We start from the raw sequence: 25,336 nt of genomic DNA, 5'->3' as shown, positions 1-25,336 counted from the left end.
CGTCGGCCGCGGCGGCGCGCCGGCATGGCAAGGGTACAGATTAGACGAGACGCGCTGCAATGAGCATCAAAGACTATCGCACGGCGATCGAGGCCCGGGGCGGCCTGCTGATCGTGAAGGATACCGCCAGTGTGGCGTTCGGCGACCGGGTTCACATCAGGGATCACGCGGGCCACAGCCGCAATGGCCAGGTCATTCGCAGTGCCGATAACGAGGTGTTGATCTTGGTGTTCGAGGGCACCGACGATCTGGATCTCGAAAACACCTGGGTCCGCTTTCTCGATGAACCCGTCGAGATCGCACTCTCGCCCGAGATTCTCGGCCGTGAGTTTAATGGTCTTGGCGAGCCACGCGACGGTCGTCCCCCGGTTCTCTCGAGTATCCGTCGACCGGTCGGTGGTTCCGCCATCAATCCCGCGGCACGCACTTATCCGCGCGAGTTCATTCAGACCGGCATCTCAACCATCGATGGCCTCAATAGCCTGGTGCGTGGTCAGAAGCTGCCGATTTTTTCCGGTTCCGGCCTCCCCCACAATCGCCTGGCCGCGCAGATCGGGCGTCAGGCCAAACTCGTCGACGAGGACACGAGCTTCTCGGTGGTCTTCGCGGCCATGGGCGTCTCCTATGCCGATGCCAAGTTCTTTCGCGACGAGTTCGCGACCTCTGGCGTCCTGCGCAACGTGGTGATGTTCATCAACCTCGCCGACGACCCACCCGTCGAACGTCTCACGCTGCCACGCACCGCGCTGACCGCCGCCGAGTACCTCGCCTACGATCTCGATCGCCATGTGTTGGTGATCCTCACCGACATGACCAACTACGCCGAGGCGCTGCGTGAGGTCGCGACCGCCAAGGGCGATGTGCCGGCCCGCAAAGGCTATCCTGGCTATCTCTATTCAGACCTCGCCGAGATCTACGAGCGCTGCGGACGCATCCATGAGCGGCATGGCTCCATCACCATGATGCCGGTGGTCTCCATGCCATCCGACGACATCACGCATCCCATCCCAGACCTCACCGGCTATATCACCGAGGGGCAGATCGTGCTGTCGCGCGAACTGCATAATCAGGGGATCTATCCGCCCGTACACATCTCACCGAGTCTGTCGCGTTTGATGAAGGACGGCATCGGCAAGGACGATACCCGCGAGGACCATCCGCGCGTCGCGGCCCAGATCTATGCCCTCTACGCCCGCGCACAGGAGACACGCAACCTCGCCTCCATCATCGGGGCGGACGAACTCTCCGAGCGTGATCGTCGCTATCTCAGCTTCGCCGACGCCTTCGACGAACGCTTCGTCGGTCAGGGCGAGGCCGAGGATCGTTCGATCGAGGCGACGCTCAATCTCGCGTGGGAACTCATCAGCATGTTCCCGCGCGACATGCTCACGCGCGTCAAGGAAACCGATCTTGCGAAGTTCTACCAGGGAAGCGATTAGCGGCCGACCGACGCCGAGCAGGGGAACGCGGCGAGTCGCCCTGTCGGGACCGAGGCTCCGAGCTCTGTCGTTCACAGGCCCAACGACGGTTGCATGGCCGGTCGCGCACGCCCTCATGGACGACAGCGCGCCGCGTGGATCACAGAGGGACAAGGGGGTGATGGGAGGAGACTCGCGGACCTAGATCGAATAACAGCCTGGCCTAGCGGGAAGAGGTTCGGGTGGATGATGCCCGGGACCTCGCCCGCCGCATCCAGCGATCGTGCTCGGGACTTTAGGTGTCGAGATCCAACAAGGGTCGAATGATCTGTGGTTCGACGAGTGCTTTGATCTTCGAGCGCGCGGTATCACCGATATCGGTGAATTCGATGCCGAGGACCCATTGTCCTTCCTTCTCGCCGGGCGCGCTCCAAACCACCGTGCCAATCGCCTGAAGCCCTACCGGGGCATCCGGGGTATCCATCTCCACCAGCAACCGCGCACGGATGACGAAGAGATGTTCGGCCCAGACCTGTAGCCCCCCTTCGCTGATGTCACAGCAGGCTGCTCGGGACATGCCCACGGGCGATGCCGTGCCCTCCCCCGATACCCTAACCGGTCCCGATGGGTCCGCGGGTATCGCGCTGAGTGGAAGCAGGCGCGCCTCATGATGCCAGGGCTTGCGCTCGAATCGACGTCGTTCATGCTCCGCGTCACTGGTTTCCATTGTTTTCCCTCATGACCGCAGCCGCACCCACGAGCGTCCGATACGCCCGGGTCGTTTCGGTCGGCTGTTAAAGTCCACTAGAGAGAATAGCCCGTCAGCGGGGAGGCTGTCGATCGAATCTGTGCGAAGGGCGAGAGAAGCGAGATCAGACGGAACATCAGGCAGGATCACCCGGAACGTCCGATCATCCGGGAAACTCTAGGGGGGCGGGGAACACCAAGCCACGTCAGCAAAGAGCGCAGCCCAATGCGAGCAGAGCATCAAGACCACTGCTCGCACTGGGCTGCGAAAAGACGGACGTCGTTCGCGTTCTGAACTGCTGTCGAACAGCTTCAGAGCACCGTCGGCGTCGCGGCTTTTAATACACGCCGATCAGGCCCAACCGAAGCCCATCTCGAACACGACAGCGTGCAGCACCAGGGCAATGATCAACACGGCGAACAGGATCGGCATCAGCCACTTGGCAGGATTGAGAACCAGCCAGACCTTCCAATCGTCTTCCGGGTTCTTCGGCTTGGTGATGTTCACGTCACTCATGAGTTTGATCTCGTATTGTCGTTAGAACCAGGGATTGGCGGCGAGCACAAACAGATGCACTAAGGCAGCGATCCCAACAAATGCGGTGTAGGTGATCTTGAACTGCTCGTGGAACTCTTTCGCTTGTTGTTCGGTGAGGCCGGATAGGGACTGTGACATCAGGGGTTCTCCTGTGGTGGATCCCGTGGGTCGCCGAACTGCCGGGTGGCGAGCGAGATCCGGATGTGAATCACTCGATTCAGGCCGCTTCAGGAGCGACGATGACTTCAACCGGGATCGGCTCTTCGACGGTCTCGGCGGCTGGCTCGGCATCAGCCGGGACGACCTCTTCGGCGGCCTCGGCCTCAACGGGCGCGGCCTCTTCGGACGCAGCCTCTTCGGCGACCGGAGCGGCTTCCTCGGCGACCGGAGCAGCCTCTTCAACCGGCGCAACTTCTTCGATCACGATGACTTCTTCAACCACGACGACTTCTTCGACGGGCACGACCTTGCCTGAATCCCAAGCCTTGCCAGGCAGCGAGAACGCATAGAGATGCACCGCGAGGGCAATGACGAGGACGGCGAACAAAATGGGGATCAGCCAGACAGCTGGATTGAGAACCAGCCAGATCCGATAGTCCTGCTCACTCGGCTTATAGTTGAGAACGTTCCGAAATGCGTCTTGTAACACGTTGATGCGCTCCTAGATTAGAACCAGGGGTTGCTCGCAATAACGAACAAATGAACCAGCGCCGCGATCCCCACGAACGCCGTGTAGGTCACCTTAAACTGCTCGTGAAACTCTTTTGCCTGCTCAGGCGTGAGTCCTGACAAGCTCTTGGGTGGCTCGACGACAGGTTTCACCTGTGAGCGGGCTTTGGTGCCGGTGGGTTGTGCGGCGGGAGATTGCTGCCCAGCCATTTGAGTTGGCCTCCATACGGGTTTTGCAGGAGTCGCCGCCCGGGATGCGTGCGACAGAGGAACATTTGGCAGATGGCCGACACAGCGCCTGCCCGTCGGTCCGCTGCAACCAAATACCACGGGATCACCATGTGATCCTGAGTGTCATATTAGCTTGACGTTCACTAATGTCAACAAAATTTGACACATCTTTGATTGGGGGACGATCGAGGCAGGCAGGCTGTGAACCACAGCGCCAGGCAAGGCGCACGACACGCGAGTTGGGACAGGCCGCCCGCGGCACGCTTGCAGCCACAAGCGCACCCGCCCCCAGGACGGGGATGGGGAGCGAACGGGACAGGGATGGTTTGCACGGCATGTGCGAGGGGGTTGAATCAGGTTCCAGCGCACATCCCCAGCGTTCGGAGTGCATCCAAACGCGCGTGGCCGTCAGGAGTGAATCCTAAGCAGTAGGGTGTGCGTCGACCTGCCGTTGAGCGATCTGACGGATGCGTTCGAGCAGCGACAACAGACCGTTACGGCGGGTCATGCTCAGATGCGCGTCGAGCCCGAGACTGGAAAAAAAGGTCTGGGCATCGAAGGCGAGGATGTCCTGGGCGGACTGACCCGAATAGAGCTGCTGGAGCAGCGCGATGAGACCCCGGACGATGCCCGCATCGCTATCGGCTAGGAACTCGATCACGGAATCGGTTCCTGGACGCACGCGCGCCGCGAGATGGACGCGGCTTTGGCAACCGGGAACGAAATGCGCCTCTGTCTTCAGTGCCGCCGGCATTGGCGGCAGACGTTCGCCGAAATCCATGATCTGCTGATGGCGCATCGGCCAATCTGGCAAGATGGCGAAAACCTCGGCGATCGTTTCAGCCGCCGCGGCCGGGCTCTCCGCAACCGCCGCGGGAAACTGGGGAAACTCCTCGCTCGGGGCCGCCATGCCGCCGTGATCAGCGGCTCGGTTCGGCGCGGTGGGCACAACGCGAGCCCGCACGGCAGTGATGATCTCTTCGAGCGCATCCGCCAGTCGCTCGACCTCGGCGAGTTGATTGTAGAGGGCAAAGGAGGCGCGCGCCGTCGAGGAAACCCCGAGGCGATCCATCAGCGGCTGACAGCAATGATGGCCGGTGCGAATGCAGATCGACCGCAGGTCCAGTTGCATCCCGATATCCAGCGTGCCCAGCGGTGGATCACTGATCACCCAAGAGATCACGCCAGCCTTGTTGCGGGCGGTCCCCTTGATGTCCAGGCCGCGAATGTTGCCCAGCCGCTCGGTGGCCCGTTTCAGCAGACCCTGCTCATGTTCAGCCACCCGTTCGAAACCGATTGCTTCGAGCCAATCGATCGCCGCCGCGAGCCCCACGGCCCCGGCGATGTGTGGGGTCCCCGCCTCAAACCGATTGGGGATCTGTGCGTAGCTGGTCTGCGCGAACGTGACCCGTTCGATCATGTCCCCGCCCCCTTGATAGGGCGGCATCGCCTCGAGCAGGGACCGCTTACCGTACAAGACGCCGATTCCAGTGGGGCCATAGAGTTTATGGCCAGAGAAGGCATAGAAATCCGCATCGAGCGCCTGGACGTCGGTCGGTCCGTGGGCCACCCATTGCGCGCCATCGATCAGCGCGAGCGCGCCCACGGCATGCGCATCCACGATCATCTCGCGAACCGGATTGACCGTGCCGAGCGCGTTGGAGACGTGATTGACCGCGACCAGCCTGGTGCGCGAGCAGAGTAGACGATGATAGGCGGCCAGATCGAGTTCGCCGTCATCGTTGATTGGGATCACCCGAATGCAGGCACCCGTTTCCGCGCAGACCATCTGCCAGGGAACGATGTTGGAGTGATGTTCGAGTTCGGTCAGGATGATCTCGTCGCCCGGACGCAGGTTCGCCCGCCCCCAGGTCGCCGCGACGAGGTTGATCGACTCGGTTGTCCCACGGGTAAAGAGACATTCGGCGGGCTCGGCGGCATGGAGGAAATGGGCGACCACCTCGCGGGCATAGTCATGCATGCGCGTGGCATTGCGCGAGAGTTCGTAGACACCACGATGGATGTTGGCATGGTACTGCTGATGATAGGCGCTGACCGCCTGGATCACCTCGCGGGGTTGCTGAGTGCTTGCCGCATTGTCCAAGTACGCCAAGGGCCGGCCGTGGAGCTGGGTTGCGAGGATCGGAAATTGATCGCGCAGTGCGCCATGGTCCAGAGGGACGGATAAGGCCGGAGTCGGTGAAAGTCGCGGAGTCATGGTCGTCGCTTGCGCCTCTGCCATCGCTGATGGAGCGACCCAGGGGTGGGTACCGGGTCAGTACGGACTGCTGTGCGAACAGATCCGATAGATGTCGAGATAACGCTGAGCGGGACGGTGCCAGGATCGTTCCTGACGCATGCCATTGCGCTGCAACTGGCGAAAGTAGTCCGGATGACGGGACCACAAGGCGAAGGCACGATCCAAGGCCGTGGCAACGGCATCCTCGGTCGGGTCATCGAACAGGTAACCGTTGCGCTCAGTGAAGGGTTGATCGGAAAAATTCGCATCATGAATGGTGTCGGCAAGCCCTCCAACCCGTCGTGCGATCGGTACCGTGCCATATTGCATCGCGATCATCTGCGTCAAGCCACAGGGCTCGTAGAGACTCGGAATCAAGATCATGTCCGCGCCACCATAGATGAGATGGGACAACTCCTCGTCATAGGCAAGCACCAGCCGACAATCCGCGCTACCCGCGCTCGCCGCTTGCACCCGTTCGAAGCGGGCCGCGATCCGCGGATCGAGCGCCGCGCCCAACAGCGCCACTTGAGCGCCCCGCCGCGGAGCGTAGCGAATTGCGAATTCCAGAAGATGGACGCCTTTCTGCTCGTCGAGCCGACTGACGATCGCCAAAATCGGTTTTGCCCCCGACCCCAGTCCAAGTCGCGCCCGCAAGGCATCCCGTGCCTGCGCCTTCCCCGCCAGGTGTTCTGGATCAAACGACGCCGGCAGATGAGGATCAGAGAGCGGGTTCCACACCCGCTCGTCGAGACCATTCAGGAGTCCACCGAACTTATCCTCGTGGATCCGCAGCAGATCCTGCAACCCCATACCCTGCGGGGTATTCTGAATCTCCCAGGCATAGCGTGGCGAAACCGTGGTGACGACATCGGCATAGACGATGCCGCCTTTCAGGAGATTCGCCGCATCCGCGTGCGTTGGATCACGCAGACGCTCGGCGGTCATGAGTGAGGCGGGGGCCAGACCGACTTGCGAGAGCAGACGCGGATCGACGACCCCCTGATAGCCTACATTGTGCAGACTGTAGCAAACCGGTGTGTGGCACAGCGCAGGCGCCACGTCGCTCTCGGCCAAGAGCACCGGCAGCAGGCCAGTGTGCCAGTCGTGGCAGTGGATGAGATCAGGTCGCCGATCCGATGCCTGCATGAGCGTCAGGACGGCGCGACAAAAGAAGGCGAAGCGCGTCGCATCGTCGGGTTCGCCATAGATCCGCCCACGCGCGAAGAAGCGGCGCGGCGCGGCGGCATCGATCAGGACACACGGAATCCCGTCGACCTCACTGCGATCGACGTGACAGTTGATCCACTCCTGTCCGAACAGCACGCGCAGATCCCGACACACCACGTGGCGCTCGCCCATGAGGTCCCGACGCAGCACGTCATGGTCGGGCATGAAGACTTCGACCTGCTGGCCGAGTGCGATGAGGGCGCGCGCGAGTCCATGCACGACATCACCGAGCCCGCCCGCCTTCGCGATGGGAGCACATTCCGCGCTGACCATGGCGATGTTCATCGCGCAGGGATCCCGATGCCGTCGCGCCTTGCCTGAGGTTGAGCCGAGCGCTCTGGGGTCATGCACCTTGGTCAGACCCAACCAGTCCGCGCGCCCTTCAGTCCCGCTCCGCGCGCGCCGCGATGAAAGCCAGCGCCCGATCGATGCGGCGCAGCGTTGCCTCCTTGCCGACCAACAAGAGCGTTTCGTCGATCCCCGGCGATGCCGCCCGGCCAACGATCGCGACCCGCAGCGGCTGCGCCACCTTCCCCAGGGCACAACCCAACTCCTCGGCGACCCCCTCGACCACATGCTTCAGGCCCGCGAGCGTCCAGTCCTCATAGGCCATGAGTTCAAAGGCCGCCCGTAAACGCTCGAGCCCGTCACGCGCCACTGGGCGCAAATGCTTCTTCGCCGCGGCCTCGTCGAAGGTCTCGAAGTCACGATAGAAAAAGGCGCTGATCTCGGCCAACTCGGTGAGGGTCTTGGCGCGCGCGGCCTGCGCCTGCACCACCGAGCTCAGATCTGGACCCGCGGCCGGATCGATCCCGAGACGGCCCATATGCGGGCTGAGGAGTCGAGCGATCCGCGCTGGATCGGCGTGTTGCAGATAATGCTGATTGAGCCAGTCCAGCTTGTCGGTGTTGAAGGAGGATGCCGCCCGGTTGACATCGCTGATCTCGAACGCCGCGATCATGTCCTCGAGCGAAAAGATCTCCTGGTCGCCATGCGACCATCCCAGACGCACCAGATAGTTCAGGAGCGCCTCGGGCAGATACCCCTGATCCCGATAGGCAATCACGCTCACCGCGCCATGACGTTTCGACATCCGCGCGCCATCGTCGCCAAGAATCATGGGGACATGGGCATAGCGGGGGGGCTCGTATCCAAGCGCGCGGAGGATGTTGATCTGACGCGGGGTATTGTTGATGTGATCATCCCCGCGAATGACGTGGGTGATGCCCATGTCGGCATCGTCGACGACCACGCTCAGGTTATAGGTCGGTGCCCCATCACTGCGCCGGATCACGAGGTCGTCCAGTTCGGCGTTGGCGAACACGATGCGCCCGCGAATCAGGTCATCCACCACCACGACCCCATCGACCGGATTCTTGAAGCGGATGACGTGGGGACGGTCAGGATCGATCGCTTGACCGCGACAATGGCCGTCGTAACGTGGCTTCAGCCGTTGCGCCATCTGCTGCTCGCGCAGCGTTTCCAAACGCTCTTTCGAACAGTCGCAGCGGTAGGCCAGACCCTTCTCCAACAGGGTCTCGATGATGGCGTTGTAACGCTCGAAACGGTGAGTCTGAAAGAAGGGCCCTTCGTCGTATTCGAGGCCCAGCCAGGTCATGGCCTCAAGGATGGCATTCACCGACTCCGCGGTGGAACGCTCCAAGTCGGTATCCTCGATCCGCAGCACGAACTGGCCACCATGCTTGCGCGCGAAGAGATAACTGAACAGCGCGGTGCGGGCGCCGCCGACATGCAGGTAACCGGTTGGTGACGGCGCGAATCGTGTGCGAACGGTCATGGTTTAGCGAATCCATCATGGCAATGATTGGATAATTCTAACAGAGCGCTCGCGCAGCGGTGATGCGATCCGGAAGAGCGGAATCCCGAGGGTTGTTTCTGGCTCAGCCTGTCGGTTATGGTTCGGACATGAAATTCTCCGAAATCCATGACAGCGCGGGCTATCTGGTCGAGTCCTACGGACCGGATGGGATTTGCATCGCGGGACGTTGGATCACCAGTGGGATGATGCTCGCGCCTGGGCGCGTGCAAGCCGATTGGGGGCCCATGGTGCCGGGCGACCTGCGCGTCGAGCACCTGGAGGAACTCCTCGCCTTTGATGGTCCCGCGCCACCTCAGGTCCTGGTGATCGGAACCGGAGCCACCCAGACGTTTCCCGCCCCCGAATTGTCCATGGTTGTCCTGTCCCGGGGCATCGGTTTGGAGGTGATGAGTACAGGCGCGGCCTGCCGCACCTACAACATCCTCGTCGGCGAGGGACGGCGGGTGGTCGCTGGGCTGATGCCCTGGGGAGCATGAGCCGACGCTGAACACCTGCGAGCCACCTACGAGCCACCGTCCACGCGTCTCGCGCGCTTGCCGCGCGGGGGGATGCGACGTAGGATCGAGCAGCCGTCGCCGGTCCGCGAGCGCCGGCTCATTTTCTGAATCACTCGGTGAGCACCCGCTAGGGGAGACCAGGCCGCCCATGGACCGACAAATCGTCCTCTCCATCCTCGCCGTGGCGGTGCTTGCCTTCCTGGGTGTCCTGCTCCTGATGCCTCCGATGATCGAGGATGAGACACCGCGTCTGCCCTGGCTCATCACCCTGGACGAGGCCGGTCGCACGCAGGTCTTCGGTTTTACGATCGGCGAATCAACGCTCGCCGAGGTCCGCGCCCTATTTGGTGAGGAGGGGAAGATCAACCTCTTCCAGGATCCCACGCGGGACGAACCCTATGTCGTCGAGAGCTACTTCGATCAAATCCACCTTCAGCGGCTGCGCGCCGATTTCGTCGTCACACTCGATGTCGACCAGGCTGAACTGGACGGCATGTACGAGCGGGGACTGCGCATCAGCCAAGTCGGGAGCGGGAGCCGCAAGGTCCGACTCGATCAGGACGATATCGACGCCCTCGCATCGCGTCCGATTCGCTCCATTAGCTACCTGCCCAAGGCACGCCTCGACGAGGAACTGATCGAGCAGCGCTTCGGTGTGCCGGCCTTGCTCTTGACTGAACCAACGACAGGCATCATCCATTGGCTATACCCGGAGCGCGGCCTGGACATCGGTCGCGATCCTAATGGTAACGTCATCATTCAATACGTGAACCCTGACGATTTCAACCGTCTCCTCGCACCGCTCCAGGACGCCCTCCCGACCGAGCCTCATCCCGCTGACCTTGAGTAGACTGCTGGCGAGCGGTGGAGGCGGCAGCGGAGCGCGTGCGTGAACGGTTGCCGAGCATTCTGACACAGGTCCTGGAGGTCACCATGTCGAACCGCATCGCTCTCCTGGCCTCGGCGCTGGCACTGAGTGCCCTGCTCCCCTGGATCCCTGCAATTGCTCAAGATCCCGCCGCCGCAAGCACCTCGGGTGCCCCGGCCGCCGCGGATCAGCCGTTGACCCGGGTGCGATTCGTCACGGACTGGAAGGCACAAGCCCCCCTCGGCGGCTTCTACCAAGCCATGGCGCGCGGATTCTACGCGGACGCCGGACTCGCTGTCGACCTCATCCAAGGCGGCCCCTCGGTCAATGTCCCGATCCTCCTCGGCGCCCATGAGGTGGACTTCGGGGTCGCCTCCAACAGCTTCATTCCATTGAACATGGTCCAGGCTGGGATCCAGGCGACGGCGGTTGCCGCGATCTTTCAGAAGGATCCCCAGGTGCTCATCACGCATCCGCGCGAGGATGTCCGCTCGATCGCCGACATGCGCGGTCTGCCGATCATGATCTCGGACGCGGGCGTTGCCAGTCACTGGGTCTGGCTGAAGGCGAAATTTGGCTTCTCCGATCGTCAAATCCGCAAATACACATTCAATCTTGCCCCCTTTCTGGCCGACCCACGCGCCATTCAACAGGGTTATGTCACGAGCGAACCCTATGAGATCGAACAAGCGAGCGGCGTGGCACCACAGGTGTTCCTGCTCGCCGATGACGATTACCCGTCCTATGGAACCCTCATCATGGCGACGGATCGTCTGATCCAAACGCGCCCCGAGGTCGTACAGGCCTTCGTCACCGCATCCATCGCGGGTTGGCACGACTATCTCAACGGCGATCCGGCACCCGGCAATGCCCTCATCCAGGCCGCGAATCCCGAGATGACCGATGCAGTGCTGGACGGCGCGATCGCCGCGATCAACCGCTACGAACTCGTGCACAGCGGTGATGCCCAAAGCGGCGGCATCGGCACCATGACCGATGTGCGTTGGCAGGCGTTCTTCACGACCATGGCTGGGTATGGCGTCTATCGCCCGGACTTGGATTGGCAACGTGCCTATCGACTGGACTTCATCCCGAGCGCACCGTGAGCACGGCACTGGAACTCGAGCGCCTGGCCAAGACCTTCCCCAACGGAACGGTGGCACTGGCGGAACTGAGCGCGGAAATCGAGGCCGGTGACTTCGTCTCGCTGCTCGGCCCATCGGGCTGCGGCAAGAGCACGGTGCTGCGCCTCATTGCCGGGCTCGAGCGACCGACCCAGGGTCAGGTGCGCTGGCCCGGGCCAGTTAAGTTGGGGTTCGTGTTTCAGGAACCGACCCTCATGGCCTGGGCCACCGCCACCGAGAATGTGGCGCTACCGCTCGAATTGGCTGGTGTCGCGAGGAACGAGGCGGGCGATCGAGCCAGACGGGCCCTCGAGCCCATGGGCCTGGCGAATTTTGCGAACGCCCTACCTCGTGAACTGTCCGGTGGCATGCGGATGCGCGTCTCGATCGCCCGTGCGCTGGTCGCCGAACCTGCTGTGCTGTTGATGGACGAGCCCTTCGCAGCGCTCGATGAATTCACTCGCAGTCAGCTCAACGACGATCTCCTGCGACTCTGGGGCGAACGGCGTTTCACCACGCTCTTCGTCACCCACTCGGTGTTCGAGGCCGTCTATCTGTCGCGACGGATTCTCATCCTCGGCGCACGGCCCGCGCGGTTGGTCGCCGACATCACGAACCCGACGCCCTATCCCCGCGATTCACTCTATCGGACCTCAACCGAGTTCAATGCCCTCGTGCGTCGGATCCTCGCCATCCTGCAGGATGTCATGACATGATTCGCAACGCCCTGAATCTCATACTTCCGCTTGCCCTCTTTGCGGGGCTGATCTGGTTCTGGGAGTGGTCCGTCGTCCACTGGGAGGTGCCCGCGTTCATCCTCCCACCCCCCTCGGCGATCCTGGCCGTCTTTCAGAGCGATGGGGCCTCCTTGTATGGATCGGCGGCAACCACCCTCGCGACCACGCTCGCCGCCTTTGCGCTGGCCGTGATCTCCGGGACCGCACTAGCGACCCTGTTTGCCGCCAGCCGTCTCGCCGAGGCCATGCTCTCCCCCTACGCGGTCATTCTTCAGGTCACCCCGGTGATCGCGATCGCCCCGCTGATCATGGTGTGGGTTGGGCTCGACAACGCCTGGCTCGCGGTCCTCATTCTGGCCTGGATCGTCGCCTTCTTCCCGGTATTGGCGAGCGCGACCGCTGGGCTGAAGGCGGTCGATCCCAACCTGCGCGATCTCTTTCGGCTCTATGACGCCACCTTCTGGGAGACCTTTCGGCGGCTGCTGGTGCCCTCCGCCCTGCCCTATCTCCTAGCCGGCATCAAGACCGCGGGCGGTCTAGCGCTCGCGGGTGCCGTCATCGCCGAATTTGCCGCGGCCTCGGGCAACACCAACGGACTCGCCTGGCGCATCCTCGAGGCCGGCAACCGTCTCCAAATCGCCAAGATGTTCGCCGCACTCGTGCTGCTCGCCCTCATCGGCGTCATTCTCTACGCGATCTTGAGCGTCATCGAATGGCTGCTGCTACATCGTTGGCATGGCACACAGCGCCCATGAGACACCCGCCGCGACAGCAGTCGGCTTGATTCAGCTCGGCCATGTCAGAGATCGCGCAACATGGCATGGGCCATGCGAAGATCATCCTCGACGCGGCGGATCGTGCCGAGGACGTCCGCGGTGTGCTCGATCATTCGTAGCCGATTCCCTCTCTCGCGAGTCGCTCGCACAGGGCCTGATAGGCCACGGACAGACCACCACGCCCCCGAAAGCCGAGGCGAATGTGCGCATCCGCTCCTAGGTGAGGCAAGCTGAAGAGATTCAAGTCAGGAAATTCTCGCCCAAGATCATGCATCAGCGGGATGAGACGGCTTTCCGGAACCGCGAGGACCCGCACGGCGATCTCCTGAATCTGCTCCGCCGTCCCGTAATGCTGATCCAACACCCACTCGGCCATCGGCCATGCCATCTCGGGAAATCCGGGGAGGAACCAATGCGCCTTCAGGGAGAAACCCGGGATCCGATTGATTGGATTCGGAATCAGCGTCGAGCCCGCGGGCAGATCCGCCATGAGGATGCGGTTTGGATACGCCGCTTGCCCAAACAGGTCTTCAAGCAGGGCTTGTGCCTCGGGATGGCGCGCTAGTGGCACACCAGCGGCCTGCGCGGCACACTGCCGGGTGTGATCATCGGGCGTGGCCCCAATGCCGCCGCATACGAAGACCGGCTCGTTGCGACTCATCGAAAAGCGCAGGTGTGCCGCCAACGTCAGTGGCTCGTCGGGCAAGAGATAATGCCAAGCCAGTTCATGCCCGCGCGTGCCCACCAGTTGCTTGAAGGCGGCAAAATGGGCGTCACTGCGCGTCCCCTTGAGAATTTCATCGCCGATCACGATCAGGCCGAATGAACGAGGCGCCCCGCTCGCGTCAGACATCTTCCAAACCCTCCCGATCGAATGCCGCACCCGGCGATCAATCCGAATGCGCGGCAGTGGAACCTAAACACGAAAAAGGGGGCGTCCGCCCCCTTCCTTCACCGTGGTCAATTCCGAGCGATCACTCGCCCGGGGCAACCGCCTTCATACTGAGCCGGATGCGGCCCTGCTTGTCCACCTCGAGGACTTTCACGCGAACTTGATCGCCCTCGGAGAGCTTGTCACTCACACTCTGGACGCGTTCCTCGCAAATCTGGGAGATATGGACCAAGCCGTCACGACCGGGGAGGATCGTCACGAAGGCGCCAAAATCCATCAGCCGCGCAACCCGCCCCTCGTAGACCTTACCCACCTCGACATCGGCGGTGATCAAGCGAATCCGGCGCTTGGCCTCCTCGCCGGCAGCCTTCTCGACCGAGAAGATCTTGACCACACCATCATCGTTGATATCGATCGTGGCTCCCGTCTCCTCCGTGATCGCACGGATGACCGAACCACCCTTCCCGATCACGTCGCGAATCTTCTCGGGGTGGATCTTCAACTCGATGATCCGCGGGGCATGTTCCGACATCTCCGCGCGGTGGGCGTCGATCACCTTGTTCATCTCGCCGAGGATATGCAAGCGCCCTGACTTCGCCTGTTCCAGGGCGGTGCGCATGATCTCGGCCGTGATGCCCTCGATCTTGATATCCATCTGCAGCGCATTGATACCCTCCGACGTACCAGCGACCTTGAAGTCCATGTCGCCCAGATGATCCTCGTCGCCCATGATGTCGGTCAAAACGGCAAAGGCATCGCCTTCCTTGATCAGACCCATGGCGACGCCGGCGACCGGACTCTTCACCGGCACGCCGGCATCCATCAACGACAAGCTGGTGCCACAGACGCTCGCCATCGAACTCGATCCGTTCGACTCGGTGATTTCGGAGACCACCCGCACCGAGTAGGGAAACTCCTCGATACTCGGCATGACTGCGAGCACGCCGCGCTTGGCCAACCGCCCGTGGCCCACCTCGCGCCGCTTCGGAGTCCCGACCCGCCCGGTCTCGCCGACACAGAAGGGGGGGAAGTTGTAATGCAGCATGAAGTGCTCACGACGCTCACCTTCCAAAGCGTCGATGATCTGCGAGTCGCGCTCGGTCCCCAGCGTCGTGATGACCAGTGCTTGCGTCTCACCACGGGTGAAGAGCGCCGAACCATGGGTGCGTGGCAAGACTCCGGTGCGGATGGTGATGGGTCGCACCGTGGTCTGATCACGGCCGTCGATCCGGGGTTGACCCGCGAGGATCGAGGCTCGCACCGTGGTCTTTTCGAGTGTCTCGATCGCTCCCACCACCTGGGGTTCGGTCCAGGTCGAGTCTTCGCCCGCGCAGAGCGCGGATACCACGGCGGTGCGCACCGCGTCGAGCGCGGCGTAGCGATCCTGCTTCTCCTTGATGCGATAGGCACTGGCGATCGGTTCCGCGCCAGCCTCGGCGACCGCCCGTGCGAGCGCCTCATCGGTCTCGGCGGGGGTCCAGGCGAAAGGTGGTTTGCCCGCTTCCGCTGCCAGCTCTCGAATCGCTTGAATCGCCGGCTGCATCTGCTCGTGGCCAAACAGGACCGCGCCGAGCATCACCTCTTCGCTCAGACCACGGGCCTCGGACTCGACCATCAAGACCGCCTTCTCGGTCCCTGCAACGATGAGATCGAGATCGGAGTCCGGTCCGAGCCCAACCACAGCGGGATTGAGCAGATACTCACCATTCTTGTAGCCGACCCGCGCGGCACCGATCGGGCCATTGAAGGGTGCGCCCGAGAGAGCGAGTGCCGCGGAGACGCCGAGCATCGCCGGAACCTCGGGATTGACCGCCGGATTCAGCGACTTCACCGTCGCGATGACCTGCACCTCCTGGCGGAATCCCTTCGCGAACAGGGGACGAATCGGACGATCGATCAGCCGCGAGGTCAGGACCTCGGACTCGCTCGGCCGGCCCTCGCGGCGGAAGAAGCCACCGGGGATCCGGCCCGCGGCATAGGTTTTTTCTTGATAGTCGACGGTCAGGGGTAAGAAGTCGCGCACCGCGCCGGGGCGCTTGTCGACGACCACTGTCACCAGGACGACCGTATCCTCGACATTGACCAACACCGCGCCGTCGGCTTGGCGCGCGATCTCGCCGGTTTCGATGGTGACCGTCTGGTCACCGAGTTTGAACTGCTTAACGATAGCTTTGGGAATCACGAGTAGATCCTCGCAGGATGTGGTCCGTCATGGTGTCGGGCCATGAGCCCCGGCAAGCGCCATGGTGATAGGGCCGTGTGCCGATACCCTCGGCAGATCCCGGAACGCGGCGCTCGGTGACCGTCAGGCCCCACGCGATGTTCGCCGCGCCCAGGAGAGAGTCGGTCAGCGCCGCAGGCCGAGCCGTGAGATCAGCTCGCGGTAGCGATCGAGATCCTTGCGTTTGAGGTAGTCGAGCAGCTTGCGTCGCGAATTGACCATGCGCACCAACCCGCGTCGTGAGTGGTGGTCGTGCTTGTGCGCCTTGAAGTGCTCCGTCAACTGCAGGATGCGCGCGGTGAGGAGCGCGACCTGGACCTCGGGAGATCCGGTATCAGACTCACTGCGACGATAGTCCTCGACGATTTGTTTTTTCTCAACGGCGGTCATTGTCATTGGGGATCTCCTGATACGGTGAGGGAGAAAGACGGCCGTTCACCAGCGCATCGAGAGGCGCTGGCGTGATCACCCCGACAATGACATCAGGGGATCCGACCATGGATGTATCGGTTCTAAATCAGTCGTTTCGGTTGGACCCGTCCATCCTCGAGGATGCAACCGACGCCAACGAAGTCATCCGATGGACCATAGAGGCGAACCAGCCCCTCGGTCGGCGCCTGGGGCACCAAGACGGCCTGACCCTGCTTCAGGTAAAAAGCGGCATCGGCGGACAGGCGCACGCGAGGACAATGCCCCAGCGCGCTATCGAGCGGTAACAAGAGAGCATCGAGGCCCGCCTGATCACCATCGCGGGCCAAGTTCTCGAGGGTCTCGAGCGCCACGAAGGAGGTCAGGGTCTCGTTGTAGGGACCGACCGCGCTGCGGCGCAGACCACTCACATGCGCACCGCAACCGATGGCCGCGCCGATCTCCTCGGCCAGGGTCCGCACGTAAGTCCCTTTCGAGCAGTGTACGTCGAGTTCAATCTCGGGCAACATCATCGCGAGCAAGTCGAGCGCAAAGATCTGGATTTCGCGCGGGGTCCGTTCAACCTCGACGCCTTTTCGGGCGAGTTCATAGAGTCGTTGCCCCTGATGCTTAACCGCTGAATGCATCGGTGGGCATTGCATGATGGTGCCGAGAAAACCGGCGAGTGCTTGGCGGACCCGAGCCTCATCGACTCCCTCCACGGGTTGCTGGGTCAGGATCTCGCCTTCGGCATCCGCCGTGGTCGTGGTGATCCCCAGGCGCACGCGGACACGATAGCGTTTGTCCGCATCGAGCAGGTAGGCCGAAAATTTCGTCGCATCGCCGAAACAACAGGGCAACAACCCCGTGGCCAGGGGATCGAGACTACCGGTATGGCCCGCTTTCGCCGCGCCAAAGAGCCGCTTGACACGTTGCAACGCATCGTTCGACGTCAAGCCCAGTGGTTTGTCCAGGAGCAGGATACCCGTGACGGCCCTGCCCGTGTTACGTCGGCGTCCCATCGACCTGCAGCTCCCAATCGTTCCGCTGTTGGTTGGACTCGTCATCCTGTTTTACGGCCGCTTCGATCAAGGCGGCGAGACGCTCGCCGTGGCCAATCGATTCGTCGAAGACGAAATGCAACTGGGGAATCGTGCGCAGCCTCACCCGCTGGGCAAGTGCGTGGCGCAGGAACCCAGCCAGCCGTCCGTTGAGGAGGCGCGCTTGCAGGGCGGGATCCTCATCGACAGGAAAGCAAGTAAAAAAGACCTTGGCATGCGCCAGATCCCGCGTCACCCGGATCTCATGAACCGTGATGTTGGCCAATCGCGGATCCTTGACCTCGTCACGAACCAGGGTCGCGAGGACGCGTTTGAGTTCCGCGCCAATGCGCTCGGTACGATCGAAGTCCTTCATCGCATCACAACTCGCGGGCGCGCTCGGTCCGCTCGAAGACCTCGATCTGATCGCCTGGCTGGACATCGTTGTAGTTCTTCACACCAACCCCGCACTCGACCCCGGCCTTCACCTCGCTCACGTCGTCCTTGAAGCGACGCAGTGATTCAAGTGCCCCCTCGTAGATGACCACATTGTTGCGCAGCACCCGGATTGGATTGTTGCGCTTGATCACCCCTTCGGTGACCATGCAGCCGGCAACCGCGCCGAACTTCGAGGAGCGGAACACGTCGCGCACCTGCGCTAGGCCCACGATCTCTTCCGTTACCAGCGGGCTGAGCAGACCGGATAGGGCCTTCTTCACGTCATCGATCAGTTCATAGATGATGCTGTAATAGCGCAGGTCGAGCCCTTTCTCCTCGATCACCCGACGGGCGGCGGCATCGGCGCGCACGTTGAACCCGAGCAGGATGGCATTGGAGGTCACGGCGAGATTGGCGTCGGATTCCGTGATGCCGCCCACGCCAGCCGCCACCAGAGCGACCTTCACCTCGTCGTTGCCGAGCTTCAGCAGACTGTCCTTGAGTGCCTCGAGGCTACCCTGGACATCGGCCTTGATGATGAGGTTGACGCTTTTCTGCTCACCCTCCTTCAATTGTGAGAAGAGCTGATCGAGACTCACGCCACGCTGTTCGTCAAAGCGATTCTGCCGGGTCCGGGCTGAGCGCAGATCGGCGACCTCTCGTGCACGACGCTCATCCGCGACCGTCATGACGTCATCGCCCGCGAACGGTGTCCCGGAGAGCCCCAAGACCTGGACGGGAATGGAGGGACCGGCCGCATCGACCTGAGTGCCCGATTCATCGAACATCGCCCTGACCCGACCGTATTCACCGCCACTGACGATGATGTCGCCACGCCGCAGGGTCCCGGACTGCACCAAGACAGTCGCGACCGGACCCCGGCCTTTGTCGAGGCTCGACTCCACGATCGTCCCGCGGGCCGGACCTTCAACGGCGGCCTTCAGCTCCAGCACTTCGGACTGCAGCAGGATGCCTTCGAGCAGCTCGTCGATCCCGTCACCGCTCTTGGCCGACACCTTCACCATCATGGTGTCGCCGCCCCACTCCTCCGCCACCACCTGATGCTGGGTCAATTCCTGCATCACCTTGTCCGGGTTGGCCTCGGGCTTATCGATCTTGTTGATCGCGACGATGAGGGGAACTCCGGACGCCCGTGCATGCTGGATCGCCTCGACGGTCTGTGGCATGACGCCATCATCGGCGGCCACAACCAGGATCACGATATCGGTGACCCGCGCTCCACGTGCCCGCATTGCCGAGAATGCGGCATGTCCGGGCGTATCCAGGAACGAGACGGTGCCTCTCGGGGTTTCGACATGGTATGCACCGATGTGCTGCGTGATCCCGCCCGCCTCTCCCGAGGCCACCCGAGTGCGCCGAATGTAATCGAGCAAGGAGGTCTTACCATGATCGACGTGACCCATGATCGTCACGACGGGCGGACGCGACACGAGATCCGCCAGCTCAACCTGCTCTTGCATCTCCTCGAGCAATACGCCTTCGGCGTCGCGTTCGTCGGCGATGATCGCCTTGTGCCCGAGCTCCTCGACGACGATCGTGGCCGTATCCCGATCGAGCGTCTGATTAATGGTCACCATCATGCCCTGTTTGAAGAGCTCGCGGATGACTTCCGAAGCCTTCACCGACATCCGACTCGCGAGTTCTCCCACCGAGATGACCTCTGGGATCTCGACTTCACGCACCATCGGCGCCGTGGGTTTTTGAAAGGCGTGCTTGTCTTGGAGCTGCGGCTTTGGCGATTTCTTCTTCTTCCGCAAGCCGCGACCGGCCGCGCCCGGCGCCGAATCGAGTTCTTCATAATCGGCACTTGGCGACACCGCGGCTTCACGACTGCGCACCCCGTCCTTCGTTCTGCTTGCCTTCTTGGCGGAGCGCTCCTTCTCAGGCGGCTCGGGCGAGCGCTTCACCGCCTTTTTCGGCTTGCTCGCCTCGCCCCGACGGGGCGTACTGACGGCAGCATCGGCCTCGTCGGCAACCACGTCCGACGGTGTGGCACTCGCTGGCTCCTGATCCACCGCCGGCTCGCTCGTTGCCATGCGCTCGCGCTCGACGGCACCGGCGGCTTCCGCAGCCAAGCGCTGGACCTCAGCCTCCTCGGCGAGACGCTTGGCCTCCGCCTCGGCAGCGCGTCGCGCCTGTTCCTCGAGCCGACGCTTCTCCTCCAGCTCGCGAGCATGACGCTCCTGTTCCTCTTGCTCGGCGAGGCGCCGCGCCTCCTGCTCGGCTCGCATCGCCTCAAGCTCAATCCGGCGCCGGCCGCCATCGTGCGGAATCGCGGAGAAGCCGGATCGATCACGGGCCGGGCGCGAACGCTCCGAGGATGGCCTCGACGCCGCGGCGGGCTTGCGTCCCACCGGTGGTGGTGGTGGTGGCGATGGGCGAGGTGTGGGTGTCGGCGTGGGCGTGGGCGTGGGCGTCGGTGTCGGTTGCGGAGCCGCCTCCGCGGGAGCCGCGGACGCCTCTTCGGGACGCTTGACGTAGGTGCGCTTGCGTCGAACCTCGACGCTCACGGTCTTGGAGCGACTCGCGGCCGTGGGGCGCGATGCCCCGGCGCCACGCGGCGTGGCCGCGGGCTGCCGAAGCTCACTGACTGATTTGCGTTTCAGGGTCACCTGGCCCGGTGCCGCACCGGCATCGGCGTCGGCCTTACCGTGGCTGCGCCGCAGATAACCGAGCAGCTGAACCTTCTCCTGCTCCGTCAAGGTGGTTTCAGCGTTCTCGGCGCTGATCCCCGCCTCGTGCAGCTGTGTCAGGAGACGCTCGACCGGAATCCCGACCGTGGAAGCGAGTTGCTTGACCGTGACTTCACTCATGAACTGACCTTTATTCTCTAACCCTTCGGGGCATCATCGAACCAAGGCTCGCGTGCCTTCATGATCAATCGGGCAGCCCGCTCACGATCCATCCCGTCGATACCAAGCAGGTCATCGACCGACTGCTCGGCGAGATCCTCGACCGTGGCCACACCGCGTTCTGCCAGCGCGTACGCGAGTGGCTCGTCAACCCCCTCCATCTCCAGGAGGTCGGTGGCGGGATCGGGTGTGCGATCCTCCTCGGACGCAATCTCACGCGTCAGAAGCACATCCTTGGCGCGCTCTCGCAATAACTCGATGGTGTCATCATCGAGATCATCGATCGCTTGCATCTCCACGAGCGGGACGTAAGCGACTTCGTCGACCGTGCTAAACCCTTCTTCCACCAGGACGGTCGCGAGACCCTCGTCGACTCCCAACTGGTCCATGAAGACCCGCACCGAACGCAACGCCTCCTGCTCGCCCTTGGCGGCCGCGGCCTCCTCGTTCATCACATTCAGCTCCCAGCCCGTGAGCTGGCTGGCCAGTCGCACATTTTGGCCATTGCGACCGATCGCTTGAGCGAGGTTTTCCTCCTTGACCGCCACGTCCATGCTACGCGCCTCTTCATCGATCACGATGGAGACCACATCGGCCGGCGACATGGCGTTGATGACGTACTGAGCCGGGTTCTCGTCCCAGAGGATGATGTCGACGCGCTCACCATTGAGCTCATTGGAGACGGCCTGTACCCGCGAGCCGCGCATCCCTACACAGGCGCCAACCGGGTCGATCCGAGTGTCCGCCGTGCGCACCGCGATTTTGGCGCGCGATCCCGGATCACGTGCCGCCCCGAGGATTTGGATGAGTCCCTCGCCGACCTCGGGCACCTCCAGTTTGAACAACTCGATCAGCAGCTCCGGCGCAGTCCGGCTGACGAAGAGCTGAGGCCCCTTCAACTCCGAGCGGACCTCGAACAGATACCCGCGCAACCGGTCACCGGGACGCACGGACTCGCGGGGAATCACATGATCGCGCGGCACAAGGGCCTCGGCATTGCTTCCGAGGTCAATCATAATGGTCCCGCGGTCGGCCTTCTTCACGATCCCGGTGACCAACTGCCCCTTCCGATCGGTGAAGGCCTCGACGATCTTCGCCCGCTCGGCCTCGCGGACCTTCTGCACGATGACTTGTTTCGCGGTCTGGGCCGCGATTCGTCCGAACAGGACGGATTCGATCTCCTCCTCGACGAAGTCTCCGAGCGAGAGCTCGGGTTCGAGCACTTGCGCGGCGGAACAGGTGATCTGGCGCCAGGGTGCATCGAGTGCGCCATGCTCTGGATCAGGCATGATTTCCCAGCGACGGAACGTCCGATAGTCACCCGTCTTGCGGTCGATTGCGACCCGCACGTCGATCTCGCCGCCATGTTTTTTGCGGGTTGCTGACGCCAGGGCGGCCTCGATCGCTTCGAAAATGACGTCCTCCGAGACGTCCTTCTCGTTCGAGACGGCCTCGACGACCATTAAGATCTCTTTGCTCATTCAACCTCATCCGACTCAAAAGACCCGACTTCCGTTGGCACTGCCGCGAGGATCGCCGACCTCGGTGCCGCAACCAGCACGCTCAATAAACCGGGACGAGTCGGGCGTTCTCGATTCGATCCAGGGGGATCGCCCAAGGGTGCCCATCGACCTCCAGGTTGACGACAGTGCCGTCACACCCGATCAAAACGCCCTCCAGCGTTCGTCGCCCAGCGATCTTCTCTGACAATCGCACCTTCGCACGCGACCCGGCAAAGCGCTCGAAGTGGGCCGGGAACACCAGGGGGCGGTCCAATCCCGGTGAGGAGATTTCCAAGTCGTACTGGCCCTGCAGCGGATCCTCGACATCGAGGACCGCACTGAGTTGCTCACTCACGGCGGCACAGTCATCCAAACCGATCCCGCGCTCGTGATCGATGTAGACGCGCAAGGTCACCTGACCTCCCCCTCGCTGTAGGTGTTCAACCCCGACGAGTTCGTAGCCAAGCGACGCCACGACGCCATGCGCGATGCGATTCAGACGACTTTCCGCTGGCTCCATCTCTCGTCCTCAGAAACAAAAATTGGGCCATCGGCCCAACGACTCACGACGATTGGTCGAGTTCGACCTTCGGTTGCCGATCGTAATGGCAACATTGATCTGCTCGGTTCTCGACGCCCACGGGGCGATCGAAGTCACGCGATCCGAACCATCTGCCCCTGCTCCTCTTGAGCCACACTGAGGCGTCACCCGCAGACGAACACGACTAGGTTAGGCAACACCACCCGGGGATGGCAGAGCAGTCGTGGCGCGAAGGATAAAAAAACCCCGTTGAAGGGGTTTGCATAAACAGGCCAACCTTCACGGCGCCTGTCGACTCATCACATCCGCCAAGCCTCTGGAGTGTATCTGCTTGACTGCACATTCGCAATAGAACCGCCTGACCCGATTGCGCCGAATGCGACACCGGCTTTCGCTCATTGCACGGATTGGCGAGCAGGCATCCTGATCTTGTGATGAGATACCGCGCCGCTCGACCGCACGACCCCGGTCACCTCATCCGAACCTCGGCATCAGAGCCTAAGATGGACGACACCACCACGACAGCCGCGCAACCGTCACTCAACGACCCTCTAGAAAGCGCCGCCGCACGCACCCGGCGACTCCTCTCGGTCGCCGAGGCCTGGCTTGCGCGGACCATGCCCGCAACCGAGGTCCGCTTCGATCTGCGCGGCACGGCAGCCGGGCAAGCCCGGGTGAGCGCGGATGGTCCGGCGGTGATCCGCTACAACCGCGAACTCCTGCTCCGCCACACCGAGCGTTTCATGCACGAGACCGTACCCCATGAGGTCGCCCATGTGGCCGCCTTCCACTGTCATGGTTTCGGCATCCGCCCCCACGGCGCGGAATGGCGCCATATCATGCGCCATTTCGGCGTCGAACCTGCACGCTGCCACAATTTCGATGTGTCCTGTTTGCGAACGCGCGTGGTGGCGCGCTTTCGATATCGCTGCGCCTGCACGACGCATGAACTCAGCAGCATTCGTCATCAGCGGATCAGGCGCCACGGCATCCGTTACCTCTGTCGCCGCTGCCGCCAGCCCTTGATTCCGATCTGAACGTGCTTCCAGCCTGAACGGCGCGCCCTGAGTCACGCATAAGATCCTGATCCCAAGGATCGGATCATTGCTGAGCTGAAAAGATCCGGGGGCGTGCAGAAAGCCAGGCGAGGGATGGGAGAGGGATGGGCTGCGTGCCGGGTCATTCGACCCTGGCCGCCGCGACGCATCACACCGCGAAGAGCCGAGCACATCGGCCCGGCTCTCGATTTCGCACATCGTCCAACAGGCCGCTCAAGTGATGACGACTCGAGCGGCAGGTGCGACGACTCAGCGCGGATAGGCTGGCGCCCCGTACATGGGTCCATAACCAGGTGCCCCATACAGGGGACCATAACCCGGCGGAATCATGGGTGCGGGCATGCCAACCGGGGCCGATTGCTGCATCCGCGCCCAATAATCGCGTGCCTGCTGCTCGGCGAAACGCCGTCTGTTCTCGTACTCGGCGCGCATGCGTGCGTGATATTGCGCGACCGCCTCGCGCTGACGTTCGACCCCACTCACGTCGTAGGCTGGCGGAGCCACGGGCGGCATAGGCTGGACGCCAGCAGGGGCCATCGGCCCTGGATCAGCCGGTGTCGCGGGTGCGGCTGCCGGAGCGGCCATCGTGGGCGCGGGCATCACACTCTCTGCCGGAACCTCGCCCTGCGCGTCGCCTGCAGCCGGAGCAACCGTCGCAGGCGCCTGCTCACGCATCAGTGACTCAGCGAAGACCGCCGCTTCGGCATCCACCGAAGACTCGGCAGCTGCTGAACCTGCGGCATCCGCGGCCTGAACCGGATCGCTAGAGGCCGGACTGGGACTGGGCTGGCTCGTCGATCGCACTGGTGGCGCGGGCAGCGGCGCAAAGTGGCGCTCGAATCCGGATGCTAGGGGACGATCAGCGCTCGGCGCCGGCGGGCTGACGGGCGCAACCTCGGCGACGACCTCGGCGGTCTCCTCCACCACCTCGGCGACCGGCATGGCGGGCACGGGCGCGGCCGCCGATGCAGTGACCGGATCAACGCCAGATTCCACGGTCTCCAGGTCGAGCGCGACCGCCTCGGGAGCCGGGCTCGCGACGGTCGGGTCATCGCCGATACCGGTCATGGATTTCACCTTATCAACCGTGTCATGGAAGAAGTCGACACTGGCACTTGTCGCATCCGAGAGCAGAACGCCGGCTGACGCGCTCAATTCCGACAGCTTCTCGACGACTTGCTGCGGGACGATGCCCGTCGTGGCCTCAGTGCCGCTGAGACTGGTGTCAGGTGACGACATCTCGGCCGTCGTGGAATCGGTCTTGCTCGTATCGTAGTAGAGGTAGCCGAATGCGACCACCACGGCGAGGATCGAGAGCTTTGGGACCCAGCCTAGGCCCTGGCGTTTCGGCTGATCGGCACCACTGCCGCTTGCTTGATCGTCGTCTTTGGTATCGTCTTTGGCCATGTCGAGAACTCCTGGTTTCAGAGTGGGTTGGGATGTCTCTCC

At 62.9% G+C, this 25,336-nt stretch carries 24 protein-coding genes; 7 read left to right on the top strand and 17 right to left on the bottom strand.

All coding sequences use genetic code 11. The features are described 5' to 3' along the window. Positions 1–59: 59 nt before the first annotated feature. Positions 60–1,439, top strand: a complete 1,380-nt coding sequence (locus CKO25_RS08875) for a V-type ATP synthase subunit B (protein WP_200387575.1) — start codon at positions 60–62, stop codon at positions 1,437–1,439. 274 nt (positions 1,440–1,713) lie between these two features. Here CKO25_RS08875 and CKO25_RS08870 read toward each other — a convergent pair whose 3' ends face one another. From CKO25_RS08870 to gltX, 8 genes are all read right to left on the bottom strand, one after another. Beyond that, positions 1,714–2,145: a PilZ domain-containing protein gene (locus tag CKO25_RS08870; protein WP_200387574.1), complete on the bottom strand. Its 432-nt coding sequence runs from the start codon at positions 2,143–2,145 to the stop codon at positions 1,714–1,716. A gap of 372 nt (positions 2,146–2,517) precedes the next feature. After that, positions 2,518–2,682, bottom strand: a complete 165-nt coding sequence (gene pufA, locus CKO25_RS08865; RefSeq protein WP_200387573.1) for a light-harvesting antenna LH1, alpha subunit — start codon at positions 2,680–2,682, stop codon at positions 2,518–2,520. A gap of 21 nt (positions 2,683–2,703) precedes the next feature. Beyond that, positions 2,704–2,844 carry a light-harvesting antenna LH1, beta subunit gene (gene pufB / locus CKO25_RS08860; protein WP_200387656.1) on the bottom strand — a complete coding sequence of 47 codons (141 nt, stop codon included), beginning with the start codon at positions 2,842–2,844 and terminating at the stop codon, positions 2,704–2,706. 76 nt (positions 2,845–2,920) lie between these two features. Next, positions 2,921–3,352, bottom strand: a complete 432-nt coding sequence (pufA, locus tag CKO25_RS21800; RefSeq protein ID WP_200387572.1) for a light-harvesting antenna LH1, alpha subunit — start codon at positions 3,350–3,352, stop codon at positions 2,921–2,923. A gap of 17 nt (positions 3,353–3,369) precedes the next feature. Beyond that, positions 3,370–3,525, bottom strand: coding sequence for a light-harvesting antenna LH1, beta subunit (gene pufB, locus CKO25_RS21120; protein ID WP_338115098.1), 156 nt, complete (start codon positions 3,523–3,525; stop codon positions 3,370–3,372). A 499-nt stretch (positions 3,526–4,024) separates the two neighbouring features. Continuing rightward, entirely contained in the window at positions 4,025–5,821 is a 1,797-nt protein-coding gene (locus CKO25_RS08845; protein ID WP_200387570.1) for a SufS family cysteine desulfurase, read from the bottom strand. Positions 5,822–5,878: 57 nt separating this feature from the next. Further along, a complete protein-coding gene (locus CKO25_RS08840; protein WP_200387569.1) occupies positions 5,879–7,357 on the bottom strand; it encodes a glycogen synthase in 1,479 nt (492 codons plus the stop codon). A 97-nt stretch (positions 7,358–7,454) separates the two neighbouring features. Next, a complete protein-coding gene (gltX, locus tag CKO25_RS08835; RefSeq protein WP_200387568.1) occupies positions 7,455–8,870 on the bottom strand; it encodes a glutamate--tRNA ligase in 1,416 nt (471 codons plus the stop codon). A gap of 128 nt (positions 8,871–8,998) precedes the next feature. Here gltX and CKO25_RS08830 point away from each other — a divergent pair, with 128 nt between their 5' ends. The 5 genes from CKO25_RS08830 to CKO25_RS08810 all read left to right on the top strand — a co-directional run bounded on the left by CKO25_RS08830 (position 8,999) and on the right by CKO25_RS08810 (position 12,893). Further along, positions 8,999–9,388, top strand: a complete 390-nt coding sequence (locus CKO25_RS08830; protein ID WP_200387567.1) for an Mth938-like domain-containing protein — start codon at positions 8,999–9,001, stop codon at positions 9,386–9,388. A gap of 169 nt (positions 9,389–9,557) precedes the next feature. Then, on the top strand, positions 9,558–10,259 hold the full coding sequence (locus tag CKO25_RS08825; protein ID WP_200387566.1) for a hypothetical protein: 702 nt from the start codon (positions 9,558–9,560) through the stop codon (positions 10,257–10,259). A 35-nt stretch (positions 10,260–10,294) separates the two neighbouring features. Beyond that, positions 10,295–11,383 carry an ABC transporter substrate-binding protein gene (locus CKO25_RS08820; RefSeq protein ID WP_338115097.1) on the top strand — a complete coding sequence of 363 codons (1,089 nt, stop codon included), beginning with the start codon at positions 10,295–10,297 and terminating at the stop codon, positions 11,381–11,383. Further along, positions 11,380–12,117 (top strand): ATP-binding cassette domain-containing protein, encoded by a 738-nt coding sequence (locus tag CKO25_RS08815; RefSeq protein ID WP_200387565.1) that lies wholly within the window; start codon positions 11,380–11,382, stop codon positions 12,115–12,117. The genes CKO25_RS08820 and CKO25_RS08815 overlap by 4 nt, the downstream gene beginning before the upstream one ends. Continuing rightward, the gene (locus tag CKO25_RS08810; RefSeq protein ID WP_200387564.1) at positions 12,114–12,893 is read left to right on the top strand and encodes an ABC transporter permease; all 780 of its coding nucleotides are present in this window, start codon (positions 12,114–12,116) and stop codon (positions 12,891–12,893) included. The genes CKO25_RS08815 and CKO25_RS08810 overlap by 4 nt, the downstream gene beginning before the upstream one ends. A gap of 130 nt (positions 12,894–13,023) precedes the next feature. Here CKO25_RS08810 and CKO25_RS08805 read toward each other — a convergent pair whose 3' ends face one another. From CKO25_RS08805 to rimP, 8 genes are all read right to left on the bottom strand, one after another. Further along, positions 13,024–13,767: a competence/damage-inducible protein A gene (locus tag CKO25_RS08805; RefSeq protein WP_200387563.1), complete on the bottom strand. Its 744-nt coding sequence runs from the start codon at positions 13,765–13,767 to the stop codon at positions 13,024–13,026. A 121-nt stretch (positions 13,768–13,888) separates the two neighbouring features. After that, the gene (gene pnp, locus CKO25_RS08800) at positions 13,889–15,988 is read right to left on the bottom strand and encodes a polyribonucleotide nucleotidyltransferase (RefSeq protein ID WP_200387562.1); all 2,100 of its coding nucleotides are present in this window, start codon (positions 15,986–15,988) and stop codon (positions 13,889–13,891) included. 165 nt (positions 15,989–16,153) lie between these two features. Beyond that, positions 16,154–16,423, bottom strand: a complete 270-nt coding sequence (gene rpsO / locus CKO25_RS08795) for a 30S ribosomal protein S15 (RefSeq protein ID WP_200387561.1) — start codon at positions 16,421–16,423, stop codon at positions 16,154–16,156. A gap of 116 nt (positions 16,424–16,539) precedes the next feature. Then, a complete protein-coding gene (gene truB / locus CKO25_RS08790; RefSeq protein ID WP_200387560.1) occupies positions 16,540–17,457 on the bottom strand; it encodes a tRNA pseudouridine(55) synthase TruB in 918 nt (305 codons plus the stop codon). Next, on the bottom strand, positions 17,441–17,851 hold the full coding sequence (rbfA, locus tag CKO25_RS08785) for a 30S ribosome-binding factor RbfA (protein WP_200387559.1): 411 nt from the start codon (positions 17,849–17,851) through the stop codon (positions 17,441–17,443). The genes truB and rbfA overlap by 17 nt, the downstream gene beginning before the upstream one ends. A gap of 4 nt (positions 17,852–17,855) precedes the next feature. After that, the gene (gene infB / locus CKO25_RS08780; RefSeq protein WP_200387558.1) at positions 17,856–20,747 is read right to left on the bottom strand and encodes a translation initiation factor IF-2; all 2,892 of its coding nucleotides are present in this window, start codon (positions 20,745–20,747) and stop codon (positions 17,856–17,858) included. 17 nt (positions 20,748–20,764) lie between these two features. After that, positions 20,765–22,267 (bottom strand): transcription termination factor NusA, encoded by a 1,503-nt coding sequence (gene nusA / locus CKO25_RS08775; RefSeq protein WP_200387557.1) that lies wholly within the window; start codon positions 22,265–22,267, stop codon positions 20,765–20,767. Positions 22,268–22,349: 82 nt separating this feature from the next. Then, the gene (rimP, locus tag CKO25_RS08770; protein ID WP_200387556.1) at positions 22,350–22,808 is read right to left on the bottom strand and encodes a ribosome maturation factor RimP; all 459 of its coding nucleotides are present in this window, start codon (positions 22,806–22,808) and stop codon (positions 22,350–22,352) included. A 524-nt stretch (positions 22,809–23,332) separates the two neighbouring features. On the opposite strand from rimP, the gene CKO25_RS08765 reads away from it, so the two are divergent. Next, positions 23,333–23,866: a SprT family zinc-dependent metalloprotease gene (locus CKO25_RS08765; RefSeq protein ID WP_200387555.1), complete on the top strand. Its 534-nt coding sequence runs from the start codon at positions 23,333–23,335 to the stop codon at positions 23,864–23,866. A gap of 270 nt (positions 23,867–24,136) precedes the next feature. Here CKO25_RS08765 and CKO25_RS08760 read toward each other — a convergent pair whose 3' ends face one another. After that, positions 24,137–25,294 (bottom strand): hypothetical protein, encoded by a 1,158-nt coding sequence (locus tag CKO25_RS08760; protein WP_200387554.1) that lies wholly within the window; start codon positions 25,292–25,294, stop codon positions 24,137–24,139. Between the last annotated feature and the right edge of the window lie 42 nt (positions 25,295–25,336).

Source organism: Thiocapsa imhoffii (assembly GCF_016583985.1).
Classification (GTDB): domain Bacteria; phylum Pseudomonadota; class Gammaproteobacteria; order Chromatiales; family Chromatiaceae; genus Thiocapsa; species Thiocapsa imhoffii.
Note: the sequence above shows the minus strand (reverse complement) of the source record. Positions and strands in the feature narration are given on the sequence as shown.

Bases quoted from the DNA above. Each gene is read 5' to 3' on its own strand.
- CKO25_RS08875 (WP_200387575.1), top strand. From the start codon at position 60: ATGAGCATCAAAGACTATCGCACGGCGATCGAGGCCCGGGGCGGCCTG.
- CKO25_RS08870 (WP_200387574.1), bottom strand. From the start codon at position 2,145: ATGGAAACCAGTGACGCGGAGCATGAACGACGTCGATTCGAGCGCAAG.
- pufA (WP_200387573.1), bottom strand. From the start codon at position 2,682: ATGAGTGACGTGAACATCACCAAGCCGAAGAACCCGGAAGACGATTGG.
- CKO25_RS08845 (WP_200387570.1), bottom strand. From the start codon at position 5,821: ATGACTCCGCGACTTTCACCGACTCCGGCCTTATCCGTCCCTCTGGAC.
- CKO25_RS08840 (WP_200387569.1), bottom strand. From the start codon at position 7,357: ATGAACATCGCCATGGTCAGCGCGGAATGTGCTCCCATCGCGAAGGCG.
- gltX (WP_200387568.1), bottom strand. From the start codon at position 8,870: ATGACCGTTCGCACACGATTCGCGCCGTCACCAACCGGTTACCTGCAT.
- CKO25_RS08830 (WP_200387567.1), top strand. From the start codon at position 8,999: ATGAAATTCTCCGAAATCCATGACAGCGCGGGCTATCTGGTCGAGTCC.
- CKO25_RS08825 (WP_200387566.1), top strand. From the start codon at position 9,558: ATGGACCGACAAATCGTCCTCTCCATCCTCGCCGTGGCGGTGCTTGCC.
- CKO25_RS08810 (WP_200387564.1), top strand. From the start codon at position 12,114: ATGATTCGCAACGCCCTGAATCTCATACTTCCGCTTGCCCTCTTTGCG.
- CKO25_RS08805 (WP_200387563.1), bottom strand. From the start codon at position 13,767: ATGTCTGACGCGAGCGGGGCGCCTCGTTCATTCGGCCTGATCGTGATC.
- rpsO (WP_200387561.1), bottom strand. From the start codon at position 16,423: ATGACAATGACCGCCGTTGAGAAAAAACAAATCGTCGAGGACTATCGT.
- truB (WP_200387560.1), bottom strand. From the start codon at position 17,457: ATGGGACGCCGACGTAACACGGGCAGGGCCGTCACGGGTATCCTGCTC.
- rbfA (WP_200387559.1), bottom strand. From the start codon at position 17,851: ATGAAGGACTTCGATCGTACCGAGCGCATTGGCGCGGAACTCAAACGC.
- infB (WP_200387558.1), bottom strand. From the start codon at position 20,747: ATGAGTGAAGTCACGGTCAAGCAACTCGCTTCCACGGTCGGGATTCCG.
- nusA (WP_200387557.1), bottom strand. From the start codon at position 22,267: ATGAGCAAAGAGATCTTAATGGTCGTCGAGGCCGTCTCGAACGAGAAG.
- rimP (WP_200387556.1), bottom strand. From the start codon at position 22,808: ATGGAGCCAGCGGAAAGTCGTCTGAATCGCATCGCGCATGGCGTCGTG.
- CKO25_RS08765 (WP_200387555.1), top strand. From the start codon at position 23,333: ATGGACGACACCACCACGACAGCCGCGCAACCGTCACTCAACGACCCT.
- CKO25_RS08760 (WP_200387554.1), bottom strand. From the start codon at position 25,294: ATGGCCAAAGACGATACCAAAGACGACGATCAAGCAAGCGGCAGTGGT.